Origin of the sequence: Nocardioides albus (assembly GCF_014648255.1) — a bacterium.
Classification (GTDB): domain Bacteria; phylum Actinomycetota; class Actinomycetes; order Propionibacteriales; family Nocardioidaceae; genus Nocardioides; species Nocardioides albus.
In genome coordinates, this window is sequence record NZ_BMQT01000003.1 from 204,338 (window position 1) to 220,667 (window position 16,330).

The window sequence follows — 16,330 nt, forward strand, 5'->3', positions numbered from 1 at the left end:
CCCGCCCGCCGAGACGTCACAAATACCGGCCGAGACGTCACCCCTGTCGTTCGACACCTCACATAGGTCGGCCGAGGCGTCACTGAGGTCGGTCGACACGTCACGCACGTCGGTCGACACGTCACACACGTCGGTCGACACGTCACGCACGTCGTTCGAGTCGGCACACATTGACCACTCGGCCGACCTATGTGACGTCTCGTGCGACGGCGTTGACGTCTCGGCCGACGGGAGTGACGCCTCGGCGGGTCAGATCATCAGGACCGCGACGGTGTGGATGATCACGCCGACGAGGCCACCGACGATGGTGCCGTTGATGCGGATGAACTGCAGGTCGCGGCCGACGAAGAGCTCGATGCGGCTGGCGGCCTGCTTGCCGTCCCAGCGCTGGATGGTGTGGGTGATGACGGTGGTGGCCTCGCGGCCGTAGCGCTTGACGACGTAGACGGCGACGTCGGAGGCGAGCGCGTCGTAGCGACGCTGGAGCGTCTCGTCGAGGACGACCTTCTGGGCGTAGCGGATGACCTCGTCGAGGGCGCGGAGGCGGACGACGCCTTCGGGGTCACGCAGGGAGGAGGTCAGCGCGCGGCGCAGCGCGTCCCAGATGGAGATGGCGGTGTTGATGACGCCCGGGTGCTCGAGCACGCGCTCCTTGAGCCGCTCGGCACGCTCCATGGTCGCCTGGTCGTGCTGCAGGTTGTCGGCGAGGTCGGCGAGCATGGCATCGATCGCCTTGCGGGCTCGGTGCTCGGGGTCGTCGCGGATGTCGGCGATCCAGCGGACCAGCTCGACGTGGATGCGGGCGGTGACCGGCTCGCGCAGCACCTGCGGCGTCCACCACGGCGCCCGCTCACCGAGCACCTCGGTGACGATCTCCTCGTTCTCCTCGAGCCAGCCGTGCAGCTCGACGAGGGCCAGGTCGACGAGACCGTGATGTACGCCGTCGTCCAGCGCCGCCTGCAGCGTGCCCCCGAGGAGCGGCGCGATCTGCTCCTCGCGCAGGCGAGGTACGAACCCGTCCTGGATGATCTCGACGATGTGCCGGTTGCTGATCCGGGACAGCCCGTCGGCGACCACGGTGGAGACCTCGTCGACGACCCGCTTGGCGTTGGGCTCCTCGGAGAGCCACAACGCGAGCCGCAGCGACGGCATCGCCACGCCGAGGCGCTCGCGGATCGTCTCCTCCTGCAAGAAGTTGTCCTGGACGAACTCCTCCAGGCTGGCGCCGAGCTCGTCCTTTCGCTTCGGGATGAGGGCGGTGTGCGGCACCGGCAGGCCCAACGGGTGGCGGAACAGCGCGGTGACCGCGAACCAGTCGGCGATCGCGCCGACCATGGACGCCTCGGCACCGGCGTTCACGAACCCCCAGAACCCGTCCCGTCCGAGGGTCAGCAGGTAGACGATGGCCGCCACGACCAGCAGCCCGGTGGCGACGATCCGCATCCGTCGCAGTGCCTGGCGGCGTACGACATCGGCCTCGGTCTCGACCATCAGGCCGCCGATCCCGGCGCCCCCAGGAGAACTCATGGGCTCAATTGTGCCGGGTCGCACCAGGTGGCGCGCAGCGACGCACTGAGACATCGGGAAGGGCACCGGGAAGGAGGTGGATTGTGGAACGCCAGTTGAACAAATGGTGCCCACCTATGGCAGCATTGGCCGGCATGTCTTTCCCCCGCACGGTCTTGACCTTCGGCACCTTCGACGTCTTCCACGTCGGACACCTGCGCATCGTCCAGCGCGCGGCTGAGTATGGCGACCGGTTGGTGGTCGGTGTCTCGGCCGACGCCCTCAACTTCAAGAAGAAGAGCCGCTACCCCGTCTTCAGCGAGGACGAGCGGTTGGCGATCGTCTCAGCGCTGAAGCCGGTCGACGAGGTCTTCCTCGAGGAGAGCCTCGAGCTCAAGCGCGACTACCTGCTCAAGCACCAGGCCGATGTGCTGGTCATGGGCGACGACTGGGCGGGGCGCTTCGACGAGTTCAAGGACATCTGCGAGGTCGTCTACCTGCCGCGTACGCCGGCGATCTCCACCACCGCGCTGATCGAGAAGATCTCCACGACCTGACCGCATACCTGTCGGCTACCCACGGGTTGGCCCACAGGTGGGTTACAAAGCGCCCAAGGGCGTCACCGATCTCTTCCCCCGCTCGTTGGAGTGGGCGAGAGTGCCTCGGGGGAGGCACACGTCCCACCGAGGAGATACATGTCGTCGCACAACGCGAACGGTGTGGGGTCGCATCTGTTCGACTCGTCGAGGAGCGCTATGTCGTTGACCACCGCCGCCAAGGTGGAGGTTCTCAGCGTCCTCGTCCGCGCCGGCCGCGAGGCCCGCGCCCCACTCACGCCGCACGACTGCAACACCGTGGTCGAGACCAGCGCCCATCTCGCCGAGATCGCGCCGAGTCTTCCTGAGCGATCACCCGGCGAGCGCGCCCGCGCGACCCGCTCCGCGATGGAACTGTTCCTCTCCGTCGACTGTCCCCAGCTCGCGCCCGAGCTCCGCGAGGAGCTCGCCAAGGCGGTCGAGCACGTGGTCGTACGTCATCCGGCGACGGCTCCGTAGAGCAGAAGAGTTTCAACGACCTCGTCGTTCCGAAGAAAAATGCCGCTGTAGCCCCACGGGTCGCAGCGGCATGCTTCTATTGAGGGGGAGGTAGTTGCATGAGCATCGTCAGAGCGGCAATCAGCCAGACCACCTGGACCGGGGACAAGGCCTCCATGCTGGACAAGCACGAGGGCTTCGCGCGTGACGCCGCCGCCCAGGGCGCCCAGGTGATGTGCTTCCAGGAGCTCTTCTACGGGCCCTACTTCGGGATCAGCCAGGACAAGAAGTACTACCGCTACGCCGAGCCGGCCGATGGCCCGATCGTGCAGCGCTTCGCGAGCCTGGCCAAGGAGCTGGGCATCGTGATGGTGCTGCCGATCTACGAGGAGGCCGACACCGGGGTCTACTACAACACCTCCGTGCTCGTCGACGCCGACGGCACGATCCTCGGCAAGTACCGGAAGAACCATCTGCCCCACGTGGAGAAGTTCTGGGAGAAGTTCTACTTCCGCCCCGGCAACCTGGGCTACCCGGTCTTCGAGTCCGCGGTCGGCAAGGTCGGGATGTACATCTGCTACGACCGCCACTTCCCCGAGGGCTGGCGCGAGCTCGGGCTCAACGGGGCCCACATGGTCTTCAACCCCAACGCCACCAAGCCCGGGCTCTCCAACCGGCTCTGGGAGATCGAGCAGCCGGCTGCCGCGGTCGCCAACGGCTACTTCGTGCTCGCGCCCAACCGGGTCGGCCTGGAGGACAACGAGTACGGCGAAGAGGCGGTCAACTTCTACGGGATGTCGCAGATCGTCGACCCCCGCGGCAACTACGTGGGCGAGCTCGGCTCGGGCGAGAAGGAGGAGCTGCTCGTACGCGACCTGGACATGAGCATGGTCCAGGAGATGCGCGACGACTGGCAGTTCTACCGCGACCGGCGGCCCGATTCGTACACGGCTATCCCCCGACCCTGAAGCGACTGTGTTGGTCTCGACACGCCTCCGCCTTGCGGCTCCGGCGGCTCGACCAGCGGAGAGAAGGAGCACCCCGTGATCACGCTCATCAAAGGCGGGACGGTCGTTTCGTCGACCGGCCGCACAACTGCTGACGTGCTCGTCGACGGCGAGAAGATTGTCGCGCTCATCTCCCCCGGTGCCAGCCCGTTCGGCTCGATCGATGCCGACGTCACCATCGACGCGACCGGGAAGTACGTCATTCCCGGCGGCGTCGACGCCCACACCCACATGCAGCTGCCGTTCGGCGGCACCAACGCCAGCGACACCTTCGAGACCGGCACCCGGGCCGCGGCCTGGGGCGGCACCACGACGATCATCGACTTCGCGGTGCAGCGCTACGGCGAACGCGTACAGGACGGGTTGGCCCACTGGCACGAGCTGGCCGCCGGCAACTGCGCGATCGACTACGCGTTCCACCAGATCATCGGCGGGGTCGACGACGACGCGCTCAAGGCGATGGACACCCTCGTGGACGAGGGGATCACCTCCTACAAGCTGTTCATGGCCTACCCGGGCGTCTTCTACTCCGACGACGCGCAGGTGCTGCGGGCGATGCAGAAGGCGACCGACCACGGGCTGCTGACCATGATGCACGCCGAAAACGGGCCGGCGATCGACGTGCTCGCCGCGCAGCTGGCCGAGTCCGGCAAGACGTCGCCCTACTACCACGGCATCGCGCGGGCCTGGCAGATGGAGGAGGAGGCCACCCACCGGGCGATCATGCTCGCCGACGTGACCGGGGCACCGCTCTACGTGGTGCACGTCAGCGCCAAGCAGGCGGTCGAGCAGCTTGCCGCAGCCCGCGACCGCGGCAAGAACGTCTACGGCGAGACCTGTCCGCAGTATCTCTACCTCTCCCTCGAGGACCAGCTCGGCGCGAGGTCGGAGGAGTGGGGCGACTTCGAGGGCGCCAAGTGGGTCTGCTCGACACCGCTGCGCTCGCGCGAGGAGGGCCACCAGGACGCGATGTGGCAGGCGCTGCGCACCAACGACCTGCAGATGGTCTCCACGGACCACTGCCCCTTCTGCATGAAGGAGCAGAAGGAGCTCGGCAAGGACGACTTCCGGGCGATCCCGAACGGGATCGGCTCGATCGAGCACCGCGTCGACCTGCTCTACCAGGGTGTGGTGACCGGGCAGATCACCCTCGAGCGGTGGGTGGAGCTGATCGCGACCACGCCCGCACGGATGTTCGGCCTCTACGGCCGCAAGGGCGTCATCGCGCCGGGAGCGGACGCCGACATCGTCGTCTACGACCCGAACGGCCACACCTCCATCGGAGTCGGCAAGACCCATCACATGAACATGGACCACTCCGCCTGGGAGGGCTACGAGATCGACGGGCATGTCGATGTGGTGCTCTCCCGTGGCTCCGTGGTCGTCGCCGAGGGCGAGTTCAAGGGCACCACGGGCCACGGCAGTTACCTCAAGCGCGACCTCTCCCAGTACCTGGTGTGACGTCATGGACTTCGGTGTCGTCCTCCAGACCAACCCGCCCGCCTGGCGGGTCGTCGACCTGGCGAAGCGGGCCGAGGCGTACGGCTTCGACCACGTCTGGACGTTCGACAGCCACCTGCTGTGGATGGAGCCGTACGTCATCTACAGCCAGATCCTCGCCGAGACCCGCACGATCAAGGTCGGCCCGTTCGTCACCAACCCGGCGACGCGCGACTGGACGGTGACCGCGTCGGTCTTCGCGACCCTGAACGAGATGTACGGCAACCGCACCGTCTGTGGGATGGGTCGCGGCGACTCGGCCGTGCGGGTGCTCAACGGGAAGCCGTCGACGATCAAGGAGATGCGCGAGGCGACCCGGGTCATCCGGGAGCTCGCCAACCGGCGCCCGGTCGAGATCAACGGCACCACGCTGCAGTTCCCGTGGGCCAAGCGCTCCGAGCTGGAGGTGTGGATCGCGGCCTACGGCCCGCTCGCACTGAAGGCCGCCGGGGAGGTCGGCGACGGGTTCATCCTGCAGCTGGCCGACCCCGACATCACCGAGTGGATGATCGGGGCGGTCAGGAAGGCGGCCTCCGACGCCGGCCGCGACCCGGAGTCGCTGACGTTCTGCGTCGCCGCACCGGCGTACGTCACCGACGGGTCGCCCGAGGCGCTGGATCATGCCCGCGAGCAGTGCCGGTGGTTCGGCGGGATGGTGGGCAACCACGTCGCCGACATCGTCGCCAAGTACGGGAGCGGCGCGGTCCCGCAGACGCTCACCGACTACATCAAGGGCCGCGAAGGCTACGACTACAACGAGCACGGGCAGTCCGGAAACACCCATACGGACTTCGTGCCCGATGAGATCGTCGACCGGTTCTGCATCCTCGGCTCGGTCGAGGAGCAGGTCGCCAAGCTCGAGCAGCTGAAGAGCCTCGGGGTCGACCAGTTCGCCGTCTATCTGCAGCACGACGCGATGGACCAGACCCTGGCTGCGTACGGCGATCGGGTGATCCCCCGGGTCAACCTACCGGCGACCGCGAAGGCATGAGCGCGCGATTTCGTTGCTCGGCGCCTGAGAATGTAACGAAAACGTAGGCGGATGCCTGATATACCGTCGTAATCAGTATCACGGATCAGCGGTGACCCCGCTGCTTCCGGCGTAGAGTGATCATCCAGATCCATGTCCATCCACGCACCCCAGGGGACAGCCTTGACCAGCGCCAGCGACGCCCGTGCCTACGACCTCGACCGAGCCCATGTCTTCCATTCCTGGTCCGCCCAGGGGTCGCTGAAACCGCTCGTCATCGCCGGGGGGCAGGGCTCGCGGGTGTGGGACGACTCCGGGCACACCTACCTGGACTTCTCCTCCCAGCTGGTCAACACCAACATCGGCCACCAGCACCCGCGGGTGGTCGAGGCGATCAAGAAGCAGGCCGAGACGCTGACCACGATCGCACCCACGACGGCCAACCTGGCCCGCGGCGAAGCGGCCGAGCGGATCACCGACATCGCGCCGGTCGGCTTCAACAAGGTCTTCTTCACCAACGCCGGCGCAGACGCGGTCGAGAACGCGATCCGGATGGCCCGCATCCACACCGGCCGCGACAAGGTGCTCTCGACCTACCGCTCCTACCACGGCAACACCGGTGCGGCGATCGTCGCGACGGGCGACTGGCGACGGCTCCCGAACGAGTACGCCCGCGGCCACGTCCACTTCTTCGGCCCCTACCTCTACCGCTCGGAGTTCTGGGCGACCACGCCCGAGCAGGAGGCCGAGCGCGCCCTGCAGCACCTGCGCCGGGTCGTCGAGTCCGAGGGGCCCTCCTCGATCGCCGCGATCCTCCTCGAGACCATCCCCGGCACCGCCGGGATCATGATCCCGCCGCCGGGCTACCTCCCCGGGGTCCGTGCCCTGGCCGACGAGTTCGGGATCATGCTCATCCTCGACGAGGTCATGGCCGGCTTCGGCCGCACCGGGGAGTGGTTGGCCCTGGATGCCTACGACGTCGTTCCCGACCTGATCACCTTCGCCAAGGGCGTCAACTCCGGCTACGTACCTGCCGGCGGGGTGATCATCTCCGACCCGGTCGCGGCGACCTTCGACGACCAGGTCTTCCCCGGCGGGCTCACCTACTCCGGCCACCCGCTCGCGATGGCCTCCATCGTGGCGACCATCGAGGCGATGAACGAGGAGGGCATCGTCGACAACGCCGCGACCATCGGCACCGACCACATCGCTCCCGGCCTCGCCTCGCTCGCCGAGAAGCACGACGTGATCGGCGAGGTTCGCGGCACCGGGGTCTTCTGGGCCCTCGAGCTGGTCGCCGACCGCGAGACGCGTGAGCCGCTCCCAGCCGCGACGATGGGCCGGATCAAGTGCGACCTCATCGCCCGCAACCTGATCCCGTTCACCATGGAGAACCGCATCCACGTGGTGCCCCCATGTGTCGTCACTCCTGACGAGGTCGCCGAGGCGATCTCGATCTACGACGACGTGCTCGGCTCGCTGTAACAGCTCTACTAAGGACTCCTCACATGACCGATCTCCCCATCCTCGACCACTGGATCGGCGGGGCCACCAACCCCGGCACCGGCACCCGTCTGGGCGACGTCTACAACCCCGCGCTCGGCACCGTCCAGAAGCACGTACGCTTCGCGGCGGCCGCCGACGTCGACACCGCCGTCTCGGCGGCCAAGAAGGCATTCGAAGAGTGGAGCGAGACCTCGCTCACCCGGCGTACGGCCGTGCTCTTCAAGTTCCGTGAGCTGCTCAACGCCCGCAAGGGTGAGCTCGCCGAGATCCTGACGGCCGAGCACGGCAAGGTGCTCTCCGACGCCGCCGGTGAGATCGCCCGCGGGATCGAGGTCGTCGAGTTCGCCTGTGGGCTCTCGCACCTGCTCAAGGGCACCGTCTCCGAGCAGGTCTCTTCGGGCGTAGACGTGACCACTCTCAAGCAGCCGCTCGGCGTGGTCGGCATCATCAGCCCCTTCAACTTCCCCGCCATGGTGCCGATGTGGTTCTTCCCGATCGCCATCGCGGCCGGCAACACCGTCGTGCTCAAGCCGTCGGAGAAGGACCCGACCGCTTCGAGCTGGATCGCGGAGCTGTGGGCCGAGGCGGGGCTGCCCGACGGCGTCTACAACGTCGTCCACGGCGACAAGGAGGCGGTCGACGCGCTCCTCGACAACCCCGACGTCGCCTCGATCTCCTTCGTCGGCTCCACCCCCATCGCCCGCTATGTCTACGAGCGCGGCACCGCCGCCGGAAAGCGGGTCCAAGCGCTCGGGGGCGCCAAGAACCACATGCTGGTGCTGCCCGACGCCGACCTCGACCTGGTCGCCGACTCGGCCGTCAACGCGGGTTTCGGGTCAGCAGGTGAGCGCTGCATGGCGATCTCGGTGGTGCTCGCGGTCGACTCGGTCGCCGACAGCCTGATCTCGAAGATCACCTCCCGGATGGCCACCCTCAAGACCGGCGACGGCACCCGCGAGACCGACATGGGGCCGCTGATCACCGGGACCCACCGGGACAAGGTGGCGAGCTACGTCGACGTGGCCGCGGCAGACGGCGCCGAGATCGTCGTCGACGGACGAGGGATCGAGGTCGACGGTGATCCCAACGGGTTCTGGGTCGGGCCGACGCTTGTCGACCGGGTCCCCACGACGTCCACCGTCTACACCGAGGAGATCTTCGGCCCGGTGCTCTCGGTCGTCCGCGTCTCCGGCTACGAGGAGGGCCTGGAGCTGATCAACTCCGGTCAGTTCGGCAACGGCACCGCGATCTTCACCAACGACGGCGGCGCCGCCCGCCGGTTCCAGCGGGAGGTGCAGGTCGGGATGGTCGGCGTGAACGTCCCGATCCCGGTGCCCGTCGCCTACCACTCCTTCGGTGGCTGGAAGTCGTCGCTGTTCGGGGACGCGAAGGCGTACGGCCCCGCCGGGCTGGACTTCTTCACCCGGGAGAAGGCGGTCACCACCCGCTGGCTCGACCCGTCACACGGCGGGATCAACCTGGGGTTCCCGCAGAACTCCTAGGCTGCCCTAGGCCCAGTAGTCGTCGACATCGTCGGGGCTGCCCGCGTCGAGCTTCTGCTCGGCGTAGTCGGCCTCGTTGACATCGTCGGGCGCCGAGGTGATCGTCTCCTCGGCGTCCAGCGGCGCCTCGTCGTCGACGGTCTCCGTCACGAGATCGGTCGCCTGCTCCTCGAGATCTGCCTCTGCTGCGTACTCGCTCATCTACCCCTCGCTCAGATCGACGTGCTCGAACTCCAGTAGACCACCGACTTCAAGCGCGTGTCATCGCTACGATCCGACGCATGCCTTCCCTCCCCGAGGCCCCCGGATCGACGTGGGCTCGCAGCTATGACTACACCGCGCGCGAGCTGGTGCGACCACGTTCCGTGGATGACGTACGCGACCTCGTGCTGCGCGAGCCAGGCCTGCGCGCGCTGGGGTCTCGGCATTCCTTCACCGACCTCGCAGACACCGCCGGGGTGCTGGTCTCTCTCGAAGGCTTCGAGGAGCCACCGACCATGGCCGGTGACGTCGTCCGGGTGCCTGGTGGGATGCGCTACGGCGAGCTCGCCGCCTGGCTGCAGGAGCGTGGCCGGGCGCTGCCCAACCTCGCCTCGCTCCCCCACATCTCGGTCGCCGGCGCGGTCGCCACCGGCACCCACGGTTCCGGGATCGGCAACGGCTCGTTGGCCACCTCGGTGACCGCCGTCGAGATCATCGACGGCCAGGGTGACCTGGTGCGTCTGGAGTCCGGTTCACCCGACTTCGCGGGGGCCGTGGTCGGCATCGGCGCCCTGGGGATCGTGACTCATCTCGACCTACGAACCTCGCCGACCTACCAGATCGCACAGACGGTCCACGAGGGTCTCACCTTCGCTGACCTGCGAGAACATGTCAGCGAGATCCTCGGCGCGGCCTACTCGGTGTCGATCTTCACCCGGTGGGCCGACGAGCCCGACGGGTCGGTCGGTCGCGTCTGGGCGAAGTCGCGCTCGACGGCTCCGGAGATCCCTGGAACGGTGCTCGCGAGCCAGCCGCGGCACGTCGTCCCCGGGCTGGATGCCGCCCCGTGCACCGAGCAGCTCGGCCTGCCGGGGCCGTGGCACGAGCGGCTGCCCCACTTCCGACTCGACTTCCAGCCGAGCGTCGGGGCGGAACTGCAGAGCGAATACCTGGTGCCGATCGAACGCGCGCAGGAGGCGGTCGACGCCGTCCGATCGCTCGCCGACCGTGTGCGGCCGCTGCTGCAGGTGAGCGAGATCCGCGCCGTCGCCGCCGACGAGCTCTGGCTCTCCCCCGCCTACGGCACCGACGCGCTGGCGCTCCACTTCACCTGGAAGGCCGACCCCGGCGGCGTACGCGAGCTGCTGCCCGATCTGGAGCAGCGGCTTCCGGCCGGCAGCCGGCCGCACTGGGGCAAGCTGTTCACCACCAAGGACCCCGGTGCCGAGTTTCCGCGATGGGACGACTTCAAGGACCTCGTACGCCGCTTCGACCCCGACCGCCGGTTCTGGAACGCGTGGCTGGATCGGGTGTTCGGCTGACATTTCGGGGTAGTCCGGTAGCAAACTGCCTATTACCGACGAGTAAATGGGCAGTTTGCTACCGGACTACCCCGACCTTGTCAGTCCTCGACGAACTGGCGGTGGTTGCGGATCACCTCGGCGATGATCACGTTGAGGATCTTCTCGGCGAACTCGGGGTCGAGGCCGGCGTCGTCGGAGAGCCGGCGGAGCCGCTCGATCTGGACCGCCTCACGGCTCGGGTCGGCCGGGGGGAAGCCCGCGCGCGCCTTCAGTCGTCCGACCTGCTCGGTGCACTTGAAGCGCTCCGCGAGAAGGTGGACAAGGGCGGCGTCGAGGTTGTCGATGCTGCCGCGCAGGCGCAGCAGCTCGTCGTGGGCGTCTTCGGTCACAGCGCTATCAAACCTGATGCGAGTCCCGGAGCTCCGACCGGTCTTACTCGCCGGACTCCGGGGCCTGCTCGGCGAGCGCCTTGTCGATGTCGAGCTCGACGACCGCGTCGATGACCTGCTTCAGGGCCGGCGCGGGGAGCGCACCGGGCTGGGAGAAGACCAGGTTGCCCTTCTTGAAGGCCATCAGCGTCGGGATCGAGGTGATGTTGGCGGCGCCGGCGAGCGCCTGCTCGGCCTCGGTGTCGACCTTGCCGAAGACGATCTCGGGGTGCTCCGCGGAGGCGGCGTCGTAGATCGGGCCGAACTGGCGGCACGGGCCGCACCAGGACGCCCAGAAGTCGACGAGGACGATCTCGTTGTCGGTGACGGTGCTCTCGAAGTTCTCTGCGCCGAGCTCGACGGTGGGCATGGGAGTCTCACTTCCGGTCTGGAGTCACGTGCGCGCCAGATCGGCGGACACGTACGCCTCAACGCACGCGTGCTGCTGAGGATTCCCCGCGGGGATCAGGGAAGGCGCTTGCTCTTCGGCCCGATCTGACGCTCGATGCGGCTGCGTGGCTGACCGGTCAGCTTGGCGACGATCGGCACTCGGAAGACGTAGCCGCCGACAGCAGCCGCGATGACGAGGAGAATGATCCAGAACATGTGATCCAGCCTACGCCGGTGCACCCAGGCGCCACCTCAGGATTCTCCCTGAGATGGCGCCTGATCGGAGCCGTCGGACGGATCAGGCGGTCCGGCGACTCCGGCGGCCGGACTCCCGCTTGCGGAGGGCATCGGTGAGCAGCGAGACCAGGGCCTCGAGCTGTACGTCGGCGGAGTCGGTGACCTCTTCGTCAGAGCCGTCCAGGGCGCGAGCCGCGAGGCCTGCCTTGGAGTCGATCAGCTCCGCGATCCGGGTGTCGATGGTCTGGCTCGCGATGATGCGCCACGCGGTGACCGGCTCGGTCTGACCGATGCGGTGGACGCGGTCGATCGCCTGGGTCTGCTCGGCGTCGGTCCAGGAGAGCTCGGCCAGGACCAGGTTGGAGGCGGCCTGCAGGTTGATGCCCACACCGGCGGCGGTGAGCGAGCAGACGATGACCTTGACCTCGGGGTCGTTCATGAACTCATCGATGGCCTTCTCGCGCGCCTTCGAGGTCTGGTCGCCGCGGATCGTGGAGTAACGGATGCCGCGCTCATCGAAGAGCTTCTGCGCGGTGTCCATGACCTCGATGTGCTTGGCGAAGAAGACGACCTTGCCGACGTTGCGCGCCAGCTGGGCGGCGTAGTCGGCGGCCAGCGAGGCCTTCGCGCGACCGATGCGGCGCATCATGCCGAAGACGTTCTCGCCGGTGGAGGCGTCCTGGTCCTCGCGCTCCCAGGTGGCAACGCGGCGGATCAGCTCGAGGTCGAGCTCGCCAGGGGCCGGCTTGGCACCGGTCACCCGGGTCTCGATCGCGGTGTCGTAGCGCTGCATCATCCGCTTGGCCAGCTCGGCCTCGGCGGCCCGGATCGAGCGACCCTCGGCGTCGTCGAGCTCGACAGGCAGGTCGGCCACGCGGCGCGCGGGGATGTCGCTGGCGACGTCGATCTTGCGGCGGCGCACGATGCCCTGGTTGACGACGACGCGGCGGGCGGCGCCGTAGAAGCTGTTGTCCTGCGGGGTCAGCCCGGTCTCCTCGAGCCCCTCGAGCAGGCCGTTGAGCGGCTTGACGTCGTCGATCCAGCCGAGGAACTGCCAGATCGCCCGGAAGTCCTCGATGTCGTTGATCAGCGGGGTGCCGGTCAGCGCCATCAGCAGCGGGTTGGCCGTACGCTGCCGGATCTTCTCCGAGAGCGCCAGCACGTGCTGGGAGCGCTGGGAGGACTTGTTCTTGATGAAGTGGGCCTCGTCGACGACCATGCCCTTGAAGCCGAACTCGCCGAGCCAGCCGACGTGGCGGTCGAGGATCTCGTAGTTCACCACGATGATGTCGGCGAAGCCGTCGATGTCCTCGCCGTTGCCGTGCACGACGGTCGCCTTCTTGGACGGCGTCCAGAGGTCGACCTCGCGCGCCCAGTTGGCCTTGACGACGTTGGGTACGACGACGAGCAGCGGGTAGGCGTCGGCCGCCTCGGCAGCGAGCAGCGCCTGCGCGGTCTTACCGAGCCCAGGCTCGTCGGCCAGCAGGTAGGAGCGGTGTCCCTCGGCCGCCGAGGCGACCAGCTGCGCCTGGTGATGCATGAGCTCACGGGTGCCGGGCGCGTCGATGTGACCGGGGCCGTAGGCGGGCGGCTCGGGCAGCGGCATGCAGGAGGGCCCGGAGTCGGCGTACTCGAAGCTTCGGAACAGCGGCCCGAGGAGCTCCCAGCCGGAGAGGCGGCGGGCGTGCACCGGCGGGCGGGCGTTGGTGAAGTCGGGCGCCAGGAACGGGTTGGAGAGCTGGCGCTGGATGACGCTCGTCGGAACCACGCGCTTGTCGGGAACCGCGACAGCGGGGGTCTCGTCCTCGTCGTCCTCCTCGTCCTCCGGCACGTCGACGCCGCCACGGGCCATCAGCTCGTGCTTGAGGTCGACGGCGGCGTCGGAGATCTCGGCGTCCTCGGCGAGGAGCTCGAACAGGCGCGAGTCCATGGTCGCGGTCTTGGCGAGGATCGTGGCGATCCCGTCCAGACGCTTGAGCTGCTCGGCGCGGCGGCCCTCGTTGAGGGTCTCGTCCTCGAGCACCCGGTGGCGCTCGTCTCGGGCGAGAAGCGCGACGACCTGGAACTTGGTGCGTACGTCGGGCATGGCCGAGCGGCGCTGCACGGCCGACTCAACCTCGCGGACGACCTGAGCGAGCACCGGAATGATGCCCTCGTTGTCCTTATGGACGCCCTTGCGGCGACCGTTCTGCCCGGACTTGCCAGCACTGCCGTTGCTTCGCGAACGGCCGGACCGGTTGTTGCGCCGGGTAGCGGCTCCCTGAGCCAACTGAATCCTCCTTGGGGCCACGCACGGGTGAGTGGCATGTCCAGATACCGACCTCATCGGCCGGTCGCCCTCCCAGGGCTCACGCAGATCGATGGCAGACGACTGACGACCGCATCCAAACAGCGGGTACGCGCGATCGGCGCCTCATCGACCGGGCCAGTGACTCGTTCGGTCCCCACGACGAACGTCCACGAGCCGGGCGCTTGCAGCGAGTGTAACCCCACCCACACCTGTTAGCGGAAGTCTCGTTCCGCGTTTTCTGTCAATTGATCAAACATCGGGCTCAGTCCACCAGGTACTGGTCCGCCCAAGCCGAGATGATCCGCGCGGCCCGACGGGCCTGACCCTTCCTGGTGAGGAGGTGGTCGGAGCCCTCCAATGCCACGAAGGAGCGCGGGTGGCGGGCGGTGTTGAAGATGTCGGAGGCGTTCTCGATGCCCACCGTGGTGTCGGTGGGGCTGTGCATGACCAGGAGGGGCTTCTTGAGCTGCATGATCTTGTGGCGCAGGTCGGCGCGGCGTACGTCGTGGACGAAGTGCTCCCGAAGGGTCAGCGACTTGCCGCCGGCCATCCACGGTGACTGGCCCTCTTCGAGCACCCTGGAGAGCACCGCGTCGTAGTTGTGCTCGACGTGCGCCGGCTGGAACGGGGCACCGACGGTGACCACGGCGTCGACGCCGACCCCGTCACCGGCCGCAGCCAGGACCGCCGCACCGCCGAAGGAGTGACCGACGAGCAGCTCGGCCGGGGTGCCGCGCTCGGCCATGAACCGGGTGGCCTCCACGGTGTCGGCGACCTTGTGGGTGAAGGAGCCGTCACCCCAGTCGCCCTCGGAGTCGCCGAGCCCGAGGTTGTCGAAACGAAGCATCCCGATGCCCTCGGCAGCCAGCTGCTTGCAGATCCGCGCCGCGGCCGGCGAGTCCTTGCCGAGGGTGAAGCCGTGACTGAACACTCCCCAGCCACGCACCTCACCCTCAGGCAGGTCGATGAGGCCGGCCAGCATCGGCCCGGACATGCTCGCGAAGGTCACCTTCTCAGCCACACTTCGGATTCTTGCAGAGTCCGGCCGGAGCGCTCGCTCAGCGCTCGACGTAGAACAGGCGCTTGTTGAGGAACTCGTCGATCCCGAGCGGGCCGAGCTCGCGGCCGAAGCCGGAGCGCTTGGTGCCGCCGAAGGGGACGTCGGCGCCTTCGCCGGCCGGCGTGTTGACGTTGGCCATGCCGACGTCGAGCTGCTGGGCGACGGCGATCGCGCGGGCCTCGTCGGTCGAGAAGACGGCGCCACCGAGGCCGTACTCGACCGCGTTGGCCAGCTCGACGGCCTCCTCGTCGGTGCTGACCTTGTAGACGACGGCGACCGGGCCGAAGAGCTCCTCGGTGTAGGCGCGCATCTCCGGGGTGACGCCGGTGAGGACGGCGGGGGCGAAGAAGGCGTCGGGGCCGTCGGAGATCTCGCCGCCGGCGTGGAGGGTCGCACCCTTGTCGACGGCGTCCTGGATCTGCTCGCGCAGCGCCTCGGCCGCCTTGCGGGCCACCAGCGGGGAGTAGACGGTGTCGTCGCCGTCCTCGCCCTCGAGCGGCTTCATCGCCGCCGCGCGCTTGGTGAGGGCGGTGACGAAGTCGTCGTAGACGCCCTCGTTCACGATCATCCGCTTGTTGCCGTTGCACACCTGGCCGACGTTCTCCATCCGGGTCGCCCAGGCGGTCTCGGCGGCCTCGTCGATGTCGTCGGAGTCGAGGATGATGTAGGGGTCGGAGCCGCCGAGCTCGAGGACGACCTTCTTCAGGTGGCGGCCGGCCGCCTCGGCGACCGCCGTGCCGGCACGCTCGGAACCGGTCAGGGAGACCGCACGGACCCGCGGGTCGGCGATCATCGTGGCGATCTGCTCGTGGGTGGCGTAGAGGTTCTGGTAGACGCCCTCGGGAAGGCCGGCGTCGGCGAAGATCTTCGCGATCGCGGCCGAGGAACGCGGGCAGTTCTCGGCGTGCTTGAGGATGACCGTGTTGCCGGCGACCAGGTTGGGCGCGGCGAAGCGGGCGACCTGGTAGTAGGGGTAGTTCCACGGCATGACACCGAGCACCGGGCCGAGCGGGAGGCGCTGAATGACCGCCTTGCCCTCGTGGCCGGGCAGGTCGGTCTCCGCGAGCAGCTCGGGACCGTGGTCGGCGTAGTAGGCGGTGATCTCGCCGGAGAACTCGGCCTCGCCGGCACCCGAGGAGGCCTTCTTGCCCATCTCGGTGCGGATGATCTTCCCGAGCTCAGCGGCACGCTCGGTGAAGAGGTCCGCGGCGCGCTTCACGATCGCGGAACGCTCCTCGATCGGGGTCGAGCGCCAGGCTTCGTACGCCTTCTTGGACCGGTCCATCGCCTCCTCCACCTCGGCATCGGTGGCGAACGGGAACGTCTCGATCACCTCGCCGGTTGCGGGGTCGGTCACCTGGTAGGGAGGCGTGGTGCTCATCGTCATCCTCTTCG

16 protein-coding genes are annotated in these 16,330 nt (G+C 68.1%); 8 read left to right on the plus strand and 8 right to left on the minus strand.

Features of this window, described 5'->3' with window-relative positions; translation table 11 throughout:
• Positions 1–249: 249 nt before the first annotated feature.
• Positions 250–1,527 (minus strand): DUF445 domain-containing protein, encoded by a 1,278-nt coding sequence (locus IEY84_RS07215; RefSeq protein ID WP_183543777.1) that lies wholly within the window; start codon positions 1,525–1,527, stop codon positions 250–252.
• A 134-nt stretch (positions 1,528–1,661) separates the two neighbouring features.
• Between IEY84_RS07215 and IEY84_RS07220 the strand changes: the two genes are divergently transcribed.
• The 7 genes from IEY84_RS07220 (at position 1,662) to IEY84_RS07250 (ending at position 9,025) form a co-directional block, all read left to right on the plus strand.
• Positions 1,662–2,063, plus strand: coding sequence for an FAD synthase family protein (locus tag IEY84_RS07220; RefSeq protein ID WP_183543779.1), 402 nt, complete (start codon positions 1,662–1,664; stop codon positions 2,061–2,063).
• 198 nt (positions 2,064–2,261) lie between these two features.
• Positions 2,262–2,561 carry a hypothetical protein gene (locus IEY84_RS07225; RefSeq protein WP_183543782.1) on the plus strand — a complete coding sequence of 100 codons (300 nt, stop codon included), beginning with the start codon at positions 2,262–2,264 and terminating at the stop codon, positions 2,559–2,561.
• A gap of 98 nt (positions 2,562–2,659) precedes the next feature.
• Positions 2,660–3,508, plus strand: coding sequence for a nitrilase-related carbon-nitrogen hydrolase (locus IEY84_RS07230; protein ID WP_183543784.1), 849 nt, complete (start codon positions 2,660–2,662; stop codon positions 3,506–3,508).
• A 75-nt stretch (positions 3,509–3,583) separates the two neighbouring features.
• Positions 3,584–5,008, plus strand: a complete 1,425-nt coding sequence (gene hydA, locus IEY84_RS07235; RefSeq protein ID WP_183543786.1) for a dihydropyrimidinase — start codon at positions 3,584–3,586, stop codon at positions 5,006–5,008.
• A gap of 4 nt (positions 5,009–5,012) precedes the next feature.
• Positions 5,013–6,038, plus strand: a complete 1,026-nt coding sequence (locus IEY84_RS07240; protein ID WP_183543788.1) for a TIGR03842 family LLM class F420-dependent oxidoreductase — start codon at positions 5,013–5,015, stop codon at positions 6,036–6,038.
• Positions 6,039–6,170: 132 nt separating this feature from the next.
• Positions 6,171–7,502 carry an aspartate aminotransferase family protein gene (locus tag IEY84_RS07245; RefSeq protein WP_229788424.1) on the plus strand — a complete coding sequence of 444 codons (1,332 nt, stop codon included), beginning with the start codon at positions 6,171–6,173 and terminating at the stop codon, positions 7,500–7,502.
• A gap of 23 nt (positions 7,503–7,525) precedes the next feature.
• On the plus strand, positions 7,526–9,025 hold the full coding sequence (locus IEY84_RS07250; protein WP_183543792.1) for a CoA-acylating methylmalonate-semialdehyde dehydrogenase: 1,500 nt from the start codon (positions 7,526–7,528) through the stop codon (positions 9,023–9,025).
• 6 nt (positions 9,026–9,031) lie between these two features.
• Here the strand turns inward: IEY84_RS07250 and IEY84_RS07255 are convergent, their stop codons facing one another.
• Complete coding sequence (locus IEY84_RS07255; protein ID WP_183543794.1) at positions 9,032–9,226, minus strand: hypothetical protein; 195 nt, start codon at positions 9,224–9,226, stop codon at positions 9,032–9,034.
• An 80-nt stretch (positions 9,227–9,306) separates the two neighbouring features.
• Between IEY84_RS07255 and IEY84_RS07260 the strand changes: the two genes are divergently transcribed.
• On the plus strand, positions 9,307–10,548 hold the full coding sequence (locus IEY84_RS07260) for an FAD-binding protein (protein WP_183543797.1): 1,242 nt from the start codon (positions 9,307–9,309) through the stop codon (positions 10,546–10,548).
• 80 nt (positions 10,549–10,628) lie between these two features.
• Here IEY84_RS07260 and IEY84_RS07265 read toward each other — a convergent pair whose 3' ends face one another.
• The 6 genes from IEY84_RS07265 to IEY84_RS07290 all read right to left on the minus strand — a co-directional run bounded on the left by IEY84_RS07265 (position 10,629) and on the right by IEY84_RS07290 (position 16,316).
• Positions 10,629–10,919 carry a chorismate mutase gene (locus IEY84_RS07265; protein WP_201451241.1) on the minus strand — a complete coding sequence of 97 codons (291 nt, stop codon included), beginning with the start codon at positions 10,917–10,919 and terminating at the stop codon, positions 10,629–10,631.
• Between the two features lie 43 nt (positions 10,920–10,962).
• Positions 10,963–11,328, minus strand: coding sequence for a thioredoxin (trxA, locus tag IEY84_RS07270; protein WP_183543799.1), 366 nt, complete (start codon positions 11,326–11,328; stop codon positions 10,963–10,965).
• A gap of 95 nt (positions 11,329–11,423) precedes the next feature.
• Positions 11,424–11,564: a hypothetical protein gene (locus tag IEY84_RS07275; RefSeq protein WP_183543801.1), complete on the minus strand. Its 141-nt coding sequence runs from the start codon at positions 11,562–11,564 to the stop codon at positions 11,424–11,426.
• Positions 11,565–11,646: 82 nt separating this feature from the next.
• Positions 11,647–13,854, minus strand: a complete 2,208-nt coding sequence (locus IEY84_RS07280) for a DEAD/DEAH box helicase (RefSeq protein WP_183543803.1) — start codon at positions 13,852–13,854, stop codon at positions 11,647–11,649.
• A gap of 283 nt (positions 13,855–14,137) precedes the next feature.
• Positions 14,138–14,896, minus strand: coding sequence for an alpha/beta hydrolase family protein (locus tag IEY84_RS07285; RefSeq protein ID WP_183543805.1), 759 nt, complete (start codon positions 14,894–14,896; stop codon positions 14,138–14,140).
• A gap of 37 nt (positions 14,897–14,933) precedes the next feature.
• Positions 14,934–16,316, minus strand: coding sequence for an NAD-dependent succinate-semialdehyde dehydrogenase (locus tag IEY84_RS07290; RefSeq protein ID WP_183543807.1), 1,383 nt, complete (start codon positions 16,314–16,316; stop codon positions 14,934–14,936).
• Positions 16,317–16,330: the final 14 nt, after the last annotated feature.